The 17,484-nt window shown below is 59.6% G+C and carries 11 protein-coding genes; 9 read left to right on the forward strand and 2 right to left on the reverse strand.

Annotated features, from left to right (window positions below):
* Positions 1-128: 128 nt before the first annotated feature.
* Complete coding sequence (locus N018_RS21680) at positions 129-2,564, reverse strand: Lon protease family protein (protein ID WP_025390714.1); 2,436 nt, start codon at positions 2,562-2,564, stop codon at positions 129-131.
* Positions 2,565-2,840: 276 nt separating this feature from the next.
* Between N018_RS21680 and N018_RS21685 the strand changes: the two genes are divergently transcribed.
* The 4 genes from N018_RS21685 (at position 2,841) to N018_RS21700 (ending at position 6,339) form a co-directional block, all read left to right on the forward strand.
* Positions 2,841-3,329, forward strand: a complete 489-nt coding sequence (locus N018_RS21685) for a DUF3015 domain-containing protein (protein ID WP_002555221.1) — start codon at positions 2,841-2,843, stop codon at positions 3,327-3,329.
* Positions 3,330-3,415: 86 nt separating this feature from the next.
* The gene (locus tag N018_RS21690) at positions 3,416-5,269 is read left to right on the forward strand and encodes an Lnb N-terminal periplasmic domain-containing protein (RefSeq protein ID WP_025390715.1); all 1,854 of its coding nucleotides are present in this window, start codon (positions 3,416-3,418) and stop codon (positions 5,267-5,269) included.
* A 131-nt stretch (positions 5,270-5,400) separates the two neighbouring features.
* Positions 5,401-5,754: a lipoprotein gene (locus tag N018_RS21695; protein ID WP_024647408.1), complete on the forward strand. Its 354-nt coding sequence runs from the start codon at positions 5,401-5,403 to the stop codon at positions 5,752-5,754.
* Positions 5,755-5,841: 87 nt separating this feature from the next.
* Positions 5,842-6,339 carry a GreA/GreB family elongation factor gene (locus N018_RS21700; RefSeq protein WP_024647407.1) on the forward strand — a complete coding sequence of 166 codons (498 nt, stop codon included), beginning with the start codon at positions 5,842-5,844 and terminating at the stop codon, positions 6,337-6,339.
* 54 nt (positions 6,340-6,393) lie between these two features.
* On the opposite strand, the gene ettA is transcribed toward N018_RS21700, so the two are convergent.
* Positions 6,394-8,058: an energy-dependent translational throttle protein EttA gene (ettA, locus tag N018_RS21705; protein WP_003399986.1), complete on the reverse strand. Its 1,665-nt coding sequence runs from the start codon at positions 8,056-8,058 to the stop codon at positions 6,394-6,396.
* A 379-nt stretch (positions 8,059-8,437) separates the two neighbouring features.
* Here ettA and N018_RS21710 point away from each other — a divergent pair, with 379 nt between their 5' ends.
* The 5 genes from N018_RS21710 to glyA all read left to right on the forward strand — a co-directional run bounded on the left by N018_RS21710 (position 8,438) and on the right by glyA (position 17,392).
* Positions 8,438-12,274 (forward strand): bifunctional diguanylate cyclase/phosphodiesterase, encoded by a 3,837-nt coding sequence (locus N018_RS21710; protein ID WP_025390716.1) that lies wholly within the window; start codon positions 8,438-8,440, stop codon positions 12,272-12,274.
* Between the two features lie 138 nt (positions 12,275-12,412).
* Entirely contained in the window at positions 12,413-13,405 is a 993-nt protein-coding gene (locus N018_RS21715) for a helix-turn-helix transcriptional regulator (RefSeq protein WP_025390717.1), read from the forward strand.
* A gap of 96 nt (positions 13,406-13,501) precedes the next feature.
* Entirely contained in the window at positions 13,502-14,437 is a 936-nt protein-coding gene (locus N018_RS21720; RefSeq protein WP_025390718.1) for a SphA family protein, read from the forward strand.
* Between the two features lie 47 nt (positions 14,438-14,484).
* Positions 14,485-15,936 carry an amidase gene (locus N018_RS21725; protein WP_025390719.1) on the forward strand — a complete coding sequence of 484 codons (1,452 nt, stop codon included), beginning with the start codon at positions 14,485-14,487 and terminating at the stop codon, positions 15,934-15,936.
* Between the two features lie 202 nt (positions 15,937-16,138).
* A complete protein-coding gene (gene glyA, locus N018_RS21730) occupies positions 16,139-17,392 on the forward strand; it encodes a serine hydroxymethyltransferase (RefSeq protein WP_024646815.1) in 1,254 nt (417 codons plus the stop codon).
* The last annotated feature ends 92 nt before the right edge of the window (positions 17,393-17,484 follow it).

The following is a 17,484-nucleotide window of genomic DNA, read 5'->3' on the forward strand; positions in this document are numbered from 1 at the left end:
GAATATGCACCAATCCTCAAGGCCACGGCGGTCACAGCCAAGACTAGAGGAAAACTGCACTACGCGAAACATCACTGATGAACGGGGCCTGGCGACCTGTTTGCCACCCGGCCCGATTCACACGGCTGTCAGAGCTTGAGTTCCGGCTGCAACTGCGCGGGCTCTTTTTCCAGTTCTTCCTTGAGATCTTCGTCGCTGAGCATTTCCGCAATGTCCCGCAGACGCTCCACCACCCGAGCGTTGACGCTGCCCTCGGGAAATTCGCCGTTCTCGTCCGGCGCACCCGCAGGCTCGCCGACCAGCAGGCTCAAGGCCTCATCTGCCTGACGAACTGCGTAGATATGGAATTGACCGTCGCGCACCGCCTGCACCAAACGCTCATCGAGCATCAGCGTGGTGACGTTGGCGTGCGGGATAATTGCGCCCTGCTCACCCGTCAGCCCACGCGCCTCACAAAGCCGGAAGAAGCCTTCGATCTTCTCGTTGACCCCGCCCACCGCCTGCACCTCACCAAACTGGTTGATGGACCCGGTGATTGCGAAGCACTGCTTGAGCGGCGTGCGTGACAGCGCCGAGATCAGCGTGCAGGCTTCGCCCAGCGACGCGCTGTCGCCGTCCACGTAACCGTAGGATTGCTCAAGCGCAATGCTCGCGGAAATCGCCAGCGGGAATTCCTGAGCGTAGCGGCTGCCCAGATAACCGGTGAGGATCATCACGCCCTTGGAGTGGATCGGCTGCCCAAGGTTGACTTCGCGCTCGATGTCGACAATCCCGCTGCCACCGGGATAGACGGTCGCCGAAATACGCGCCGGAACGCCGAAGGCTGAATCACCAACCTCCAGAACCGTCAGGCCGTTGCATTTGCCGACCGCGGCGCCATCGGTATCAATCAGGATCACGCCCGCCATCATGTCATCGAGAATTCGTGCCGAGACCCGCCCGGTACGCGTGGCCTTGGCTTTCAGAGCACGCTCGATATGCCCGGCGTCAGTCTGATGATCGTTGGCCAGTTGACGAATGAAGTCCGCCTCACTGACCAACTGGAACAGGTCACCGATACGCGCCGACAAACGCCCCTGATGTTCGGCCAGGCGAGCGCTATAGGTCGCCAGCCGCGCCACGGCGTCGGCCGTAAGCGGCGCCATGCCCTCTTCGGACGTACGGGTTTTCAGCAACTGCGCGAACTGCTCCAGGGTTTCGTCGACCATCGGGATTTCTTCGTCGAAATCGACCAGCACCCGAAACATCTCCTGAAAGTCAGGATCAAGGTCTTGCAGCGTGTAATACAGCGAGCGCGAACCAATGATGACGATCTTGACGCTCCACGGAATGACCTGCGGCGTCAGCGAGACGGTCGCCACACGGCCCAGCTCGCCCAAGGGCGACTCCATCTTCAGCTTGCGCGATTGCAGCGTGCGCTTGAGCGCATCCCAGACGAACGGCTCGCTGAGCATCTTCTCCGCTTCCAGAATCAGGAAGCCACCATTGGCACGGTGCAAGGCACCGGGGCGCAACTGCCGATAAGTAGTGTAAAGCGCTCCCTGATCGGTGCTGTATTCAATGCGCCCGAACAGATTGTCGTACGTGGGGTGCTGCTCGAAAACCACCGGTGCGCCGCCGTCGTGGGTATGCCCGACGACCAGACTCGGGCTGTACTGTTCTTCCAGCACTTTACGCGCCTGGGCGTCGGTCTTGGCGTCATCGACCAGTTGCTCGACCACCGTTTTGAGCAGATACACCTGCATGGCTTGCAGATACGCGCAGACTGCAGCGTTTTCGGCGTACTTTTCCGACAGCGGCGCCAGCAGCGGTTGCAAGGTCAGGGTGATGGTTTCTTCGTTCAACTGCCGCAGCTGATTGCTCGACTCGCGCTTCCATTGCGGCAGGCTGGCCAACTCTTCGTTGAGGCGCTCCTCAAGGGCAGAAATGTCGTCATGGAAACGCTCGCGATCTGCCTCGGGCAGTTGCGAAAACTCGGCCTCGTCCAGCGCCTTGCCATCGGCCATCGGCGTGAAAGCGATGTTGGAACTGTCGCGATACAGCGCAATGTCCTTCTCCAGCGACAGGCGCTCGATGACATCCAGTGCCCGGTCATAACGCTGATTGAAAGCCCGATCGATCGAGCTTTTCTTCTGCTGATAGGACGGGTGCTCGAACACAGCAGGGAACGTCACCAGCAGGTTGTCGATCAGGCCATTGATATCGGCCATGAAGGACTGCGCGCTGCCCGGCGGCAATTCCAGCGCCTTGGGCTCGCGCGGCTCATCGAAATTATTGACATAGACCCAGTCGGACGGCGTCTGCATCCGCTTGGCTTCGGCCTTGAGGTAACGTTTGACGAACGAAAAACGGCCGGTGCCGGGCTCGCCCATGACGAACACATTGTAACCGGGACGCGGCATGGCAACGCCGAACTGCAAGGCCTCGACGGCACGCTCCTGGCCAAGTACTCCGCGAAAGGGTTCAAGATCATTGGTGGTCGAAAAGCTGAACTGTTCAGCGGAAAACGGACGGGTCAGCGCATGTGGCGCCAGGCGTAGGTTGGCTGCGACAGAATCGGGCATCAGTAATCCTTACATCAGGCGGGGCAGATGTCGGCATTCTGGCGCTCGCCGCACACGACTTGCAAGGCAGGAAAAGCCCGAATGTTTTTTAACGTCTTGAACGCTGCCGACAACACCTGCTAAAAAGTAATGGCGGGTAATAATCTGCGACAAATGACGGAACCCTTGGAACCCGCCCAGGCTCCAAATGAAACAGGTGGTTATAAGATGACCAGCTGTCTTGATGTAGATACTCAAGAAACTCGACCCTTGGCTGAACTAAAAAGAGAAAAAGCTATGAAACGGATTCTTCTTGGTACGCTCTTCGCCGCTGTATCCATCAACGCTATGGCTCAAGCCCCAGGTGGTCCTGACTGCGGTTGGGGCAATATGTTGTTTGAAGGCCAGCGCGGTACGCCAGCTCACTTCCTGGCTTCAACCACCAACGGCACCTCGGGTAACGCTACCTTCGGCATGACCTCCGGCACCAATGGTTGCTCGACCAACGGCGCACTGACCTACGGCGGCAAATCCTGGCTTGCCATGAACGGCATGATGGATGAACTCTCCAAGGACATGGCAATGGGTCAGGGCGAAGCACTGACGACCTACGCCGTGGTACTGGGCGTTGCTCCAGAAGATCGCGAGCACTTCGCGGCCGTCACTCACGAACACTTCTCGCAAATTTTCAGCAAGGCCGACGCCACGGCTGAAGACGTTCACACCAACACCGTCAACGTTCTGAAAAACGACCCGACTCTGGCCAAGTACGCTACCCAGGCTTAAAGTTGTTCGCCCGCCCTTTCTTCGCAAAGGGCGGGATCTGTTTCCCTGACTGCTTCTGACTTCCCCTGACTAGTTGCCTGCCCTCTATGCTCAAACGTCTTGTATCGCTGGCGCTGTTTGTCTGTGCCCCCTTGTCTGCGGCTCCCCACCCGAGCGCTGACCGTTTGCAGCAATTGGCCAACGAGCCGTTCTGGATTTCCCTGGGCCACTACGAGGCTGGCAAGCTTGGCGGCTGGCGCAGCTACGTGACCGATCCCAAATTCTTTCTCGCTGCCGACGGTGCACACGACCCGAAGGCGGAACTGAGCGCCACACTTAAGGCCATCTACACACCTGTCACCAACGAACAGACCCATCCACAGTGTGTGTACCCGGCGCGCACCCGCTGGCTGCGCGATCAGTTGCACCTGACTGACCTGCCGACGCCGGACTGCAAGGAATTCAAGGCCTGGTACAAGGACGTGGCCCCGGACAGCACCGTGCTGATCTTTCCGGCGGCCTACCTGAACAGCCCGTCTTCCATGTTCGGCCACACGCTGCTGCGCATCGATCCGGCCAGCGCGAAAACCAACAACACCACACTGTTGAGCTATGCGATTAACTTCGGTGCCTACATCGAAGGCATGGACAACAGCATTTTGTACGCCTGGAAAGGCCTGGCCGGCGGCTATCCGGGTTTGTTTGCACTGGTGCCCTATCAGGAAAAACTCTCGGAATACCGCAGCCTGGAAAACCGCGACCTGTGGGAATACCGGCTGAACCTGACCCCGGAAGAAACCGGGCGTATGGTCGAACACGTTTGGGAGCTCAAGCAGATCCGCTTCAGCTACTTCTTCTTTGATGAAAACTGCTCCTATCGCTTGCTGGAATTGCTGCAGGTTGCCCGACCGGGGCTGCGCCTCACCGAACAGTTCGGGCTGACTGCAATCCCGACCGACACCGTCAAAGCCATCAAGGCCGCCGGGCTGGTCGAGAAGATCGACTATCGTCCGTCACGCGAGCGCGAGTTGCTGAGCCGTGCCGCGCCCCTTGATGCCGACGAGCAGCAGTGGGTATTGAAGGTCAGCGCCGATCAGAAGCAGCTGCAGGACAGCCAGTACCTGGCCTTGCCGAAAGAACGCCGGGCACTGATTCAGGACGCGGCCTATCGTCTGGAACGTTATCGCGCCAACGGTCTTGAGCGCGATGCCCAGCGCTCGCAACGCAGTTTTGAACTGTTGCAGGCCATCAACCAGAATCCGCCGCCACAACTCGACATTCCGCGCCCCGGCCTGCCGGAAGAAGGCCATGAATCGCGCACCTGGCAATTGGGGGCAGGTACACGAGGCGACAAGGCGTTTGCCGAATACGGCTTGCGCATGGCTTATCACGATCTGAACGACAACGCCTACGGCTTCCCGCTGGGCGCGCAGATCGAGATTCTTCAGCTCAAGGTGCGCCAATACGAAGGCAACGACTGGCAGGTGCAGCAGCTGGATCTGGCCACCATTCGTTCGCTGACACCGCGTACCGAACTGCTGAAACCCTGGTCATGGCAGGTCACTGGTGGACTCGAACGCGTACTCGGCAAGCATGGTGACGAAAACCTCGTCAGTCATGTGAATGGCGGCGGCGGTGGAACCTGGCAACTGGGTGACGAAGTGCTGGGCTTTGCGCTGGGTACGGTGCGTATCGAGCACAATAATGACTTTGCCGAATTCGTCTCCCCCGCTGCCGGCTTTAACACCGGCGTGCTCTGGCGCAATCCGCTTGGCAATCTGAGCCTGGAGGCCAAGGGCGACTATTTCACCAACGGTGAAGTGCGCCGCAGCGTCAGCCTCAATCAGCAATGGGAGCTTTCCCGCAACCTCGGCCTGCGTCTGAGCGCCCAACGCGAATTCAGCCAGATGAGCTCGCCGCAGAACGAAGTGATGCTTGAAGTGAAGTGGTATCACTATTAATCAGGTTTCAGAAACCGCTTTCATCGGGCCAGCCAATGAAAGCACGATGACATCACCTATTACCTACGTCGCTTTTACAAATAACTCACAAATTACCTTCTAGACTCCTCTAATAAGTAGAGGAAACCACCATGAAGCGGTATTGGCTGTTGTTGTCGCTGGCCATCGTGCTGGCGGGTTGTCAGTCCACCCGTGACCAGATGCTGGCCGAGGGATACCCACCCGGCTTTGCTGACGGTTATCAGGATGGCTGTGGCAGCGGTCGGGAAGCCGCGGGCGCCAGCACCGGGCTTTTCAAGAAGAACGTGCCCCGCTACCTGAAGGAAAAGCTCTACGCCGAAGGCTGGACCGATGGCTTTCGTCAGTGCCAGGCCGCCCAGAACAATCGTGACCGCTTCGACCCCGGGCAGATTTTCAATGACCGTGATCGCGACTGGGAACGGGAAAAAACCCGTAGCGCCGCTAAGGCTTACCGTCCGAACTGACGCGCAGGCACCTCGCAGGCACACCGCAAATCCGACGAAACCAATGCCGCCCTTTCGTGGCCTAACGCCTATTAGGGAGGACACTTCATGAGTCGCGCATTCGTAAACGAAGACAACGCCGCTGCCGACGCCGAGCAGCCGATAGAACGCCTGGTCAGCGCACAGACCAACTATGTGACAGCCCGCGGCCTGGAGCTGTTGCAAGAGCAAGTGCGTAATCTGCAAGCCCAACACAGCGCGCAAAGCGCCTTGGGTGATGACGCCGACAAACAGCGCCTGGCTGACCTTGAACGCGATTTACGCTATTTCAACCAGCGCCTGCAAAGCGCGCAGGTCGTTGCTGCAGCGGTGTCGACCGAGAAAGTTCAGATTGGCAGTCGGGTCACGTTTGCCGATGAAGACGACAACCAGCAGCGGGTGCATCTGGTCGGCGAGGATCAGGCCGATGCCGCCAACGGGCTGATCAACTGGGGATCGCCACTGGGCCGCGCATTGATCGGCGCCCGGAAAGGCGACGAAGTGGTGTGGCAACGTCCGGCGGGGGATTTGTCGATCGAAGTGTTGCTGATCGAAACCGACGAGTGAGCTGTCGGCGACAGCGCCGTTCCCGGTCAGGAACGGCGCATGCCTGAAAGCTGATCAGGCCAGCTTTTTGTGACGCACGCGGTGCGGTTGAGCCGCCGCTTCGCCCAGACGCTTTTTACGATCGGCTTCGTATTCGGTGTAGTTGCCTTCGAAGAAGATCGCTTGCGAGTCATCTTCGTACGCCAGAATGTGCGTAGCCACACGGTCAAGGAACCACCGATCGTGAGAGATCACAATGGCAGCGCCCGGGAAGTCCAGCAGCGCTTCCTCCAGCGAACGCAGGGTTTCAACGTCGAGGTCGTTGGACGGTTCGTCGAGCAGCAAGACATTACCGCCCTCTTTCAACGTCAACGCCAGGTGCAGACGACCGCGCTCACCACCGGACAGGTCCTTGACGAATTTCTGCTGATCGCCACCCTTGAAGTTGAAACGACCGACATAGGTACGCGACGGGATTTCATAGTTGCCGATGCGGATCACATCGGACCCGTCGGAAACGGCCTGGAACACCGACTTGCTGCCATCCAGATCATCACGACTCTGGTCCACACAGGCCAGCTGCACGGTTTCGCCGACTTCGATGCTGCCGGAATCCGGCTGTTCCTTGCCCATCAGCATGCGGAACAGGGTCGATTTACCGGCACCGTTACCGCCGATTACGCCCACGATGGCGCCCTTGGGCATGGAGAACGACAGGTTGTCGATCAGCACGCGGTCGCCGTAACCCTTGGTGACGTTCTTGAACTCAATCACCTTGTCACCCAGGCGCGGACCGGCCGGGATGTAGATCTCGTTGGTCTCGCTGCGCTTCTGGAATTCCTGCGATTGCATTTCTTCGAAGCGTTGCAGACGCGCCTTGGATTTGGACTGACGCGCCTTGGCGCCCTTGCGGACCCACTCCAGCTCGTCTTTCATGGCCTTTTCATGGGCCGTCTGCTGCTTGGATTCCTGGGCCAGACGATCAGACTTGGCTTCAAGCCAGCCCGAATAGTTGCCCTCGTAAGGAATACCCGCGCCGCGGTCGAGTTCCAGAATCCAGCCCGCCACGTTATCCAGGAAGTAACGGTCGTGCGTGATCGCGACCACAGTGCCCGGGAAGTCGTGCAGGAAGTGCTCCAGCCAGGCGACGGAATCGGCGTCCAGGTGGTTGGTCGGTTCGTCGAGCAAGAGCATGTCCGGTGCAGACAGCAACAGGCGGCATAGCGCGACACGCCGCTTTTCACCACCTGACAGGACCGAAACCTTGGCGTCCCAGGCCGGCAGGCGCAGTGCATCGGCCGCCACTTCCAGTTGACGCTCCAGATTGTGACCGTCGCTGGCTTGCAGGATCGACTCGAGCTTGGCCTGTTCGGCGGCCAGCTTGTCGAAGTCTGCATCCGGTTCAGCGTATTCGGCGTAAACCTGATCAAGACGGGCCTGGGCGTCCTTGATGACGCTGACCGCCTCTTCAACCACTTCGCGGACCGTCTTGTTCGGATCAAGTTGCGGCTCTTGCGGCAGATAACCCACATTAAGTTCCGGCATCGGACGCGCTTCGCCGTCAAACTCGGTATCGACACCTGCCATGATCTTCAGCAGCGTGGATTTGCCCGAACCGTTGAGACCCAGCACGCCGATCTTGGCGCCCGGAAAGAAGGACAGAGAGATATTTTTCAGAATTTCCCGCTTCGGCGGCACAACTTTGCTCAGCCGATGCATGGTGTAGACGTATTGAGCCATGGAATGAAAACCTAGCGTCTGTGATGAGGACCGATCTGGAACGCGAGCTTAAAGCTCCGGCCGAAAAAAAGCTTTTATTTGTCCCTGAGACTTGCCGCAGGACCGTTCCGCGCCTTGAATAAAACCAGGCATAAACAGGTTGGGGCAGTGCAGACGAATATAAAGCCGGGTTGTCAGTGCAAAAAGTGGAGTCACTCATGCTGGAGTCGGTGGAGACCACGCGTTGCGCAAAGCTACCCGAATGCAGCCCGCAGGGCAAACGATACACCCCACAGGGCTGGCACTCTGCCACAACTAAAGGCATGCTAGCCGCCCTTCGGGGGACCGGCTATGTTGCTTAAAGCATTACTGCTCCAGTTCAGCACTCAGGAACAACGATTTGCCCACATCAACGCATTTGTCGTCATCGCGTGTTGCTGCGAACAGTACGGGCAGGCATCTGAGTGGGTCGGTGAAAGGTGCGCTGGCGGCGCTGGTATTGCTGATGCTTGCCCTGCTGCTGTGGCAACTGATCGAGCAGTTCCACCAGACTCAGGAGCGCCAGCGTCAGCGCAGCATCGAGTACAGCGTTCAGCTCTCCGACCGGATGACCCTGAACATGGCGCTCAAGGCACAGATCGCCATGAACCTGCTGGACGAGGCCCAGTCGTCCGGAGAGCAACTGGAGCAACCCCACGCGCTCGCGGCCTTGCGCACAGCATTACCCGCACTGCGCAGCGCCGCCCGGCTTAACCCGGCGGGCAACATTGTCAGCGACAGCGCTGAAGCCTCACGCGACGGGGAGTTTCTGCAACGCACCATGAAGCAGGCGCTGGGCCGCCCCTATTTCTACATCAGCACCGATGACGGCGCTCAGGTCTATCTGCTGGTTCGCCTGGGCACAGGCAGCAGCGGAGACTACTGGGCGTTGCGCATGTCTCCGGACGCACTCAAAGACCTGTTCAGCCAGCCTGCCCAGGATATTCAACACCTGTGGCGCCTGGAACAGCGCAAAACCCAACGGGTGATCCTGCGTGAAGTCATGCCTGCCAACGACTCCGACAGCGGCCTGGCGGACACCATTCTGCTGCAGCCGCTAGTCAACAGTGACTGGCAACTGCGCGGGCTGTTCGATGCCTACAAAACCCGCAGGGCGCTACTCGGGCCGTTGATTAGCAAGTGCCTGATCGGCCTGTTGTTGTCGATTCTTCCGTTGATCGCACTGATCAGCCTGCGCACCCGGCAGCGGCAGATGCAGCAAAGCCGTCGCCGCTATCGGGATATTTTCGAAGGTGCGGGCGTTGCGATCTGTGTCATGGACATGTCCGGCCTGCCGGAGCAACTGGAAGCACTGCAGATCAAGTCCGACGAGGACTTTGATCGCGTGGTCAGGAATCAACCAACGGCGCTGAAGAGACTGTTGCAGCAATTGCGGATCACCGAAGTCAACGAGGTGGCGCTGGCCCTGCTGAATATCGAGTGCGCCGAGCGGGCGTGGCAGAAGCTGATCGAGGGCGAGTCGCGCGCACGCCCCGGCATCGGCATTCAACTGATTCAGGCAGTGCTCGACAAACAGCCACGGCTGGAACTGGAAATCTGCCTCACCCAGGCAGGCGCTCAGGACAAACACTTGTGGCTGGTGATGCGCCTGCCCGAGGTGCACAGCGACTCCGATGCGGTGATCCTCAGCATCGGCGACATTACCAGCCGCAAACAGATCGAACTGTCACTGCAGGACCGGGAAAGCTTCTGGTCCGACGTCGTGCGCACGGTGCCGGATCACCTGTACGTTCAGGATGTGCTGAGCCAGCGAATGATCTACAGCAACCACCATTTCGGGCACACACTGGGCTACAGCAAGTCCGAACTACAGGCCATGGGCGAGTTCTTCTGGGAGGTCCTGCTGCACCAGGAAGACGCCAAGACCTATCAGGACATGCGCCTGCGTCAGCGCCATTACGGCCACAATGAGTTGCTGCAAAACGTGTTGCGCTTTCGTGATCGAGAAAACCGCTGGCGCAGCTTCGACGTTCGCGAACAGGCGCTGGCCTGGGACGCTGAAAACCGGGTTACCCGAATCATCGGCATTGCCAAGGACATTACCGATCAGGTTGCGTCCAGTCAGTCATTGCGTGACAGCGAGCAACGTTATCGCATGCTTGCCGAGAGCATCAGCGATGTGATTTTTACCACCGACAATCAACTGCGAGCCAATTATGTGAGCCCTTCGGTGGAGAGCATCCTGGGCTACAGTCCCGACTGGATCCTTGAACATGGCTGGACAGGTGCCGTTGCTACTCAACAGCAACTGAGCGGTTTCTACGCGCTCATGAGCCGCATTCGCAAGGTGCTGAAAAAACCCCTGGAACTGGCCAGCCTGCGCAGCGAAGTCACGACCCGACTGTTCCTCTTCGACTGCCTGCGCGCCGACGGCCGCAAGATTCCGGTCGAGTTGCGGGTGGTACTGGTCTGGGATGAGCACCATAATTTCGAGGGCATCCTCGGCGTGGGCCGGGACGTCAGTCAGCAGCGACGGGCGGAAAAAGACCTGCGCATGGCCGCCACGGTCTTCGAGCATTCGACCTCGGCGATCCTGATCACCGACCCGGCGGGCTATATCGTACGGGCCAACGAGGCCTTCACGCGGGTCAGCGGCTATGAAGTCGCTCAGGTGGTCGACCAGTTGCCGAGCATGCTCACGGTGGAAGCAGAGCAGGAAGCGCACGTGCGTTACATCATCAGGCAATTGAGCGGACGCGGCACCTGGGAAGGCGAGATACGCCTCAAACGACGCAATGGCGAGCAGTACCCGGCTTGGGTCGGCATCACAGCGGTGCTCGATGACGAAGGTGATCTGGCGAGTTACGTGTGCTTTTTCAGCGATATCAGTGAGCGCAAGGCCAGCGAGGATCGCATTCATCGCCTTGCCTACTACGACGCGTTGACGCACCTGCCCAATCGCACCCTGTTTCAGGACCGTCTGTACTCGGCGCTGCAACAGGCCGAGCGCCAGCAAGGCTGGGTGGGCCTGATGTTTCTGGATCTGGACCGCTTCAAGCCGATCAATGATTCGCTGGGACATGCCGCAGGCGACCGTATGCTTCAGGAAATGGCCACGCGTCTGCTCGCCTGTGTCGATGCCGATGACACGGTGGCGCGCATGGGCGGCGACGAATTCACCTTGCTATTGCAACAAGGCAGTACCCGTGAAGAGGCGATGAATCGTGCGATTCAGGTTGCCGAGCGGATTCTGACCAGCCTGGTGACACCGTTCGTGCTCGAAGGCCGCGAGTTTTTCGTCACGGCCAGTATCGGCATCGCCCTCAGCCCGCAGGATGGCAAAGAGCTGAGCCAGTTGATGAAAAACGCTGACACGGCGATGTATCACGCCAAGGAATGCGGCAAGAACAACTTCCAGTTCTATCAGGCGAACATGAATGCCACGGCGCTGGAGCGTCTGGAGCTGGAAAGCGACCTGCGTCACGCCCTTGAGCAGCAGGAGTTCACTCTCTACTACCAACCGCAGTTCAGTGGTGATGGCAAGCGTCTGACGGGCGCAGAGGCCTTGCTGCGCTGGCGTCATCCACGGCGTGGGCTGGTCCCGCCCAATGATTTCATCCCGGTGCTGGAAGAACTCGGGCTGGTGGTGGAAGTCGGCGACTGGGTGCTGACCGAAGCCTGTCGTCAGCTAAAACACTGGCATCAGGCCAAGGTGCGAGTGCCGAAGGTGTCGGTCAATATCTCGGCCAGGCAGTTCTCGGATGGCCAGCTTGGCAAACGCATTGCCACGATTCTGGAGCAAACCGGCCTTTCGCCCGCCTGTCTTGAGCTGGAACTGACGGAAAGCATCCTGATGCGTGAGGTCAACGAGGCCATGCAGATCCTCGACGGGCTGAAAAATCTCGGTTTGAGCATAGCGGTGGATGACTTCGGCACGGGTTACTCGTCGCTGAACTACCTCAAACAGTTCCCGATCGATGTGCTGAAGATCGACCGTACGTTCGTCGACGGCCTGCCATCCGGCGAGCAGGACGCGCAGATCGCGCGCGCCATCATCGCCATGGCGCACAGCCTGAACCTGTCGGTCATCGCCGAGGGCGTGGAAACCCACGAGCAACTGGAGTTTCTCCGCGAACACGGCTGTGACGAGGTCCAGGGCTACCTCTTCGGCCGCCCGATGCCACCCAGACAGTTCGAAGCGCAATTCAGCAACGATGCGCTGTTCATGCTGGATTGAGGTCGAGCTTCGCGGCCTGGCCATCGTACATTTGAACGATAGCCGAACCCTTGAATATGAGTAGACTTGAGCCACAGCCTCGCACAGCGTCAATGACAGCGAGCACTCTACCCATAACAAAGAACACAAGGGGGTAGCATGATCAGCGATACAACATCCCTGGACAGTGTTTCCTGTCAGGTCGTGGAAGCCTTGAACGAAGTGATTCTCGAGCTCCAGACCGAGGTCAGCAGCGCGTCGATCTCTACGTTTCATCAACAGGCGCTTGGGCGGGTTAGCGCGCTGGTGCAGTTCGACAAGGCGTGGTGGGGAAGGTCCACCTGGCATGACAACTGGCCCGTCGAGCACAGTTCCTTCTTGCTGGGCCTGCCCACCGGTTACGCCGCCGAGTGGGAGCAACTCAAGACCTCGGATGCCAGTGTCGGCCGAATGCATCAGACTCAGGGCGTCTGTCAGATCATTCACTGCACGGCAGCGGATGCACCTCCCGCGCTTGCCGCACTCGGACGCCAGTACGATCTTTGCTTCGCGCTGGGCATCGTCCTGACCGACCCGCACACCCAGCAGGGCGTGCATTTGACGCTGTTTCGCTCGGCCGACCACACGCCCTTTTCGCCCCTGGACAAACGCCTGATCGAGTGGCTGATGCCGCATCTGGTCGCCGCCGAACAGGCCAGTTATCTGCGCACGCTCACGACCCTGCGGGAAACTCAGGGTGCTTACGACGAGACCGCCATGGCGGTGAGCGATCGTTATGGCGTGCTGCTTTCCATGGAGCCAGCGTTCTCGTCGATGCTGGGCTCGGAATGGCCTGACAGACCGTCCAATCGTCTACCGCGACAGTGCAACCCGCAAGCAGGCTATTCGGGTCTGAACCTGCATATCACATCACAGCCCGTGGGCGACCTCATTCTATTGACGGCGCGCCGACGCAGCAGTCTGGAACTGTTGAGCACGCGCGAACTTCAGGTCGCCCGAGGCTTTGCGGTCGGACAGACTTACAAGGAAGTTGCTCGCAGCATCGGTATGTCCCCCTGCACCGTCCGACACCACTTGAGAAAGATCTACAACAAGCTCGGTGTCACCCGTAAAGCGCAGATCGCTCAGTTACTCCATTTGACTGACGGCTGACGCCAACGCGTTCTACCCCACTTCCGGTTTTTCCAATAACTGCCACCCCGCAAGGGAGGGCTGTGCTCGCCCATAAAAATAAGAAGGCACTTGCCAATGTCATTAACAAAACCGTTCCTTAGCGCTTCCGTGCTCGCCATGGCGATCCTTTGGTTATCGTCCACGGCCTGCGCCACCGAAAATGCTGCGCCCACGACAGCCGCTGGTGTTTTCGACTTTGGCGCTGGCTTCATGCCGCCCTCCACTCCCAATGGCACCGTCGGCACCCGCATCAGCAACTACCGGGCAGATGTCATCAAGGACAGTCACGGCAATAACAGCCCCAACGATTTTCATATAAACGTCCTGGCGATCGGCCTCGCTTACTTGCGAATGACCGAGCAGGAGTTTCTCGGTGCCCGCTATGGTTTCGCGGTGGTGCCGATCTTTTTCAAGATGGATGCAGACCTGGGTGTGAATGCCGGGGGACAACGGGTATTCAGCGACAGTGCATCGCTCTTTCGTCAGGCGGACCTGCAAGTGGTGCCGATCATCCTGGACTGGAAGCTCGGGCCGGGGCTGGGCATCAATACCCAACTGATGTTTCAGGCGCCCACCGGGGACTATGACAAAAACCGTCTGGTCAGCCCCGGTACAAACCACTGGACGGTTTCTCCGCAGTTGAATGCGACCTACATTTCACCCGGTGGCTTCGAGGTTTCCTCGAGCTTTCAGATCGATATAAACGCGCGTAACCCCGACACCGATTACCGCAGTGGCGTTGAGTACCGACATGAGTTTGCGGTGGGCCAACATGTGGGCGACTGGACCGTCGGCATTGGCGGCTACTACTACCGGCAGCTGTCTGACGACGACGCGCCGGGGCTGACCCGCGGCAATCGCGCCCGGGTACTCGCCGCAGGCCCTGCAGTAAGTTACTTCAAACCCGGCGCCGGGCTGCCCCCCATCTGGCTGCACGCCTACAAGGAGTTCGACGCACGCAACCGTGCCGAGGGCTACACCGTGGCGCTGCGTACCGGCATCAGTTTCTAAGTGGCGTACGCACCGTGACGGCACATTTTCAATCCTGGAGACGATCAATGAAAAACCTGCACGAACTATTCAATACGCTGGACGGACGTGGCCTGGCAGCACTGGTGCGCAATGGCGAGGTGAGCCCGGCCGAGCTGCTGGAAACCGCTATCGCGCGGGTAGAGCAGGTCGAGCCTGGCCTGAACGCCGTCAGCGAAAGGCTTTACGATCAGGCTCGTGGCCAAGCGAGCGGGAGTAGCGTCAGGCAGGGCGTCATGGCGGGCGTACCGACCCTGGTGAAAGACATGTTCACCCCGATGGCAGGGGCACGGATGACCCATGGTTCCCATGCGCTGGGCGAGTTTCGCTCAGACATCGACTGCGAAATTGTCAGCCGACTGCGCCAGGCAGGCTGTCAACTGATCGGAACAACCACTGCCCCTGAATTCGGCGTGTCCTACAGCACCGAATCGCAACGCTTCGGCGCGACCCGCAACCCCTGGAATCCGCAACACAGCGCGGGCGGTTCCAGTGGGGGTGCGGCGGCTCTGGTTGCGGCGCGCGCCATTCCGTTCGCCCATGGCAACGATGGCGGCGGCTCGCTTCGTGTGCCAGCCTCCTGCTGTGGTGTATTCGGCTTCAAACCCTCGCGCGGCTTATTGCCATCCGGTCCGATGGTCGGCGAGGGCTGGGCAGGTCTGAGCACGGCTCATGCGATTACCCTGTCGGTAGGCGACAGCGCCGCCCTGCTTGACGCCACTGCCGGGAGCGACCTGGGGGCTCCCTATGCGGCCCCCATGCCGGCGACGCCCTTTGCACACGCCGCAGGACGCGATCCCAAGCGCCTGAAAATCGCCCTGATCTCGGCAATATCGCCGTGGCCCGCCGAACCTGAAGCACTGGCCGCATTGCAACACACCGCGGCCTTGCTGGAGGCGCTCGGCCATTACGTGGTTCCGGCGACATTGCCAGTCCGACTGCCTGAATTCCTTGATGCGACGTTCGACATCATCGGCTCACACACCCAGGGCTACCTCGATCTGCTGGGGAAAATGCGCGGTTTCCCGGTGACCATGGAAGAGCTGGAACCGCGCACCCGTGTCATTCTGCGCGAGCGCGGGCAGTTGCCTGCAACACGCTACATTTCGGCGGTCGAATCGATGCATGCACTGGGCCGGGCGATGGCCGGTTTCTTCGAAGAGTACGACATTGTCCTCACCCCGACGCTCAACCGCGCTCCACCCCGCCTGGGAGAGCTGGCCTTCGACGACGACAGCCGATCCCTGCAGGACTTCATAGCGCTTTCGCACAGTTACTCGCCCTACACAGCGATCTTCAACGCAACAGGTCAGCCGGCCATGTCCGTCCCCCTCTACTGGACAGCCGATTCGCTGCCAATGGGTTCGCACTTCGTCGCGCGGTTTGGTGACGAACTGACCTTGCTGAGCCTCGCCGGCCAACTGGAACGCGCCCAGCCGTGGGCCGCACGCAGGCCGCCTCTGAGTGCTAATGCGGGTTGATGCGAGTGGGCTTTTGCCAGCAATGGAGGCAAGGTCACAGGAGTGGTCTTGCCCCTCGAAACCCACAGAAGCCAGGATCCCGCGCCTTTTCCCGTGCTGCGTGAACCCCATCACTGCTCAAGATGACTGCCTTTCATATGCCAGATAAAACCCGATGGGGTAGAATAGACGCCTTTTCCGCCATGCCCCCTTGAGGACTGCCATGTTCAGCCGTGATTTGACTATCGCCAAGTACGACGCCGATCTGTTTGCCGCCATGGAGCAAGAAGCTCTGCGTCAGGAAGAACACATCGAGCTGATTGCCTCGGAAAACTACACCAGTCCGGCCGTCATGGAAGCTCAAGGCTCGGTCCTGACCAACAAGTACGCTGAAGGCTATCCAGGCAAGCGCTACTACGGCGGCTGCGAGTACGTCGATGTTGTCGAGCAACTGGCCATCGACCGCGCCAAAGAGCTGTTCGGCGCTGATTATGCCAACGTCCAGCCACACGCAGGCTCACAGGCCAACTCGGCTGTTTACCTGGCCCTGCTGCAAGGCGGAGACACCATTCTGGGCATGAGCCTGGCCCACGGCGGTCACTTGACCCACGGCGCCAGTGTTTCGTCCTCGGGCAAACTGTACAACGCCGTTCAGTACGGCATCGACGGCAACGGCATGATCGACTACGACGAAGTCGAACGTCTGGCCGTCGAGCACAAACCGAAAATGATTGTCGCAGGCTTCTCTGCCTACTCGCAGATCCTCGACTTCCCGCGCTTCCGTGCCATCGCTGACAAGGTCGGTGCCTACCTGTTCGTCGACATGGCTCACGTAGCCGGTCTGGTTGCGGCAGGTGTCTACCCGAACCCGGTGCCATTCGCCGACGTCGTGACCACCACCACGCACAAGACCCTGCGCGGTCCTCGGGGCGGCCTGATCCTGGCGCGCGCCAACCCGGAAATCGAGAAGAAGCTGAACTCCGCCGTATTCCCTGGCTCCCAGGGCGGTCCGCTGGAGCACGTCATCGCAGCCAAGGCCATCTGCTTCAAGGAAGCGCTGCAGCCTGAGTTCAAGGCCTACCAGCAACAAGTGGTCAAGAACGCCAAGGCCATGGCCGGTGTGTTCATCGAGCGCGGCTTCGACGTGGTGTCCGGCGGTACTGAAAACCACCTGTTCCTGCTGTCGCTGATCAAACAGGACATCTCCGGTAAAGACGCCGACGCCGCTCTGGGTCGTGCCTTCATTACCGTCAACAAAAACTCCGTACCCAACGACCCACGCTCCCCGTTCGTCACCTCCGGCCTGCGCTTCGGCACCCCGGCAGTGACCACTCGCGGCTTCAAGGAAGCAGAGTGCAAGGAACTGGCTGGCTGGATCTGCGACATCCTGGCTGACCTGAACAACGAAACCGTGATCGACGCGGTTCGTGAGAAGGTCAAGGCCATCTGCGCCAAGCTGCCGGTTTACGGCGCTTGATAAGCTTCGTGTAAACGCAATACCGAAAGCCCCGGTTCGTGAGAACCGGGGCTTTTTTGCTTGAAGTTCGCCGTTAAAAGCGATCCTAAACA

Origin of the sequence: Pseudomonas syringae CC1557, assembly GCF_000452705.1 — a bacterium.
Lineage (GTDB): Bacteria > Pseudomonadota > Gammaproteobacteria > Pseudomonadales > Pseudomonadaceae > Aquipseudomonas > Aquipseudomonas syringae_F.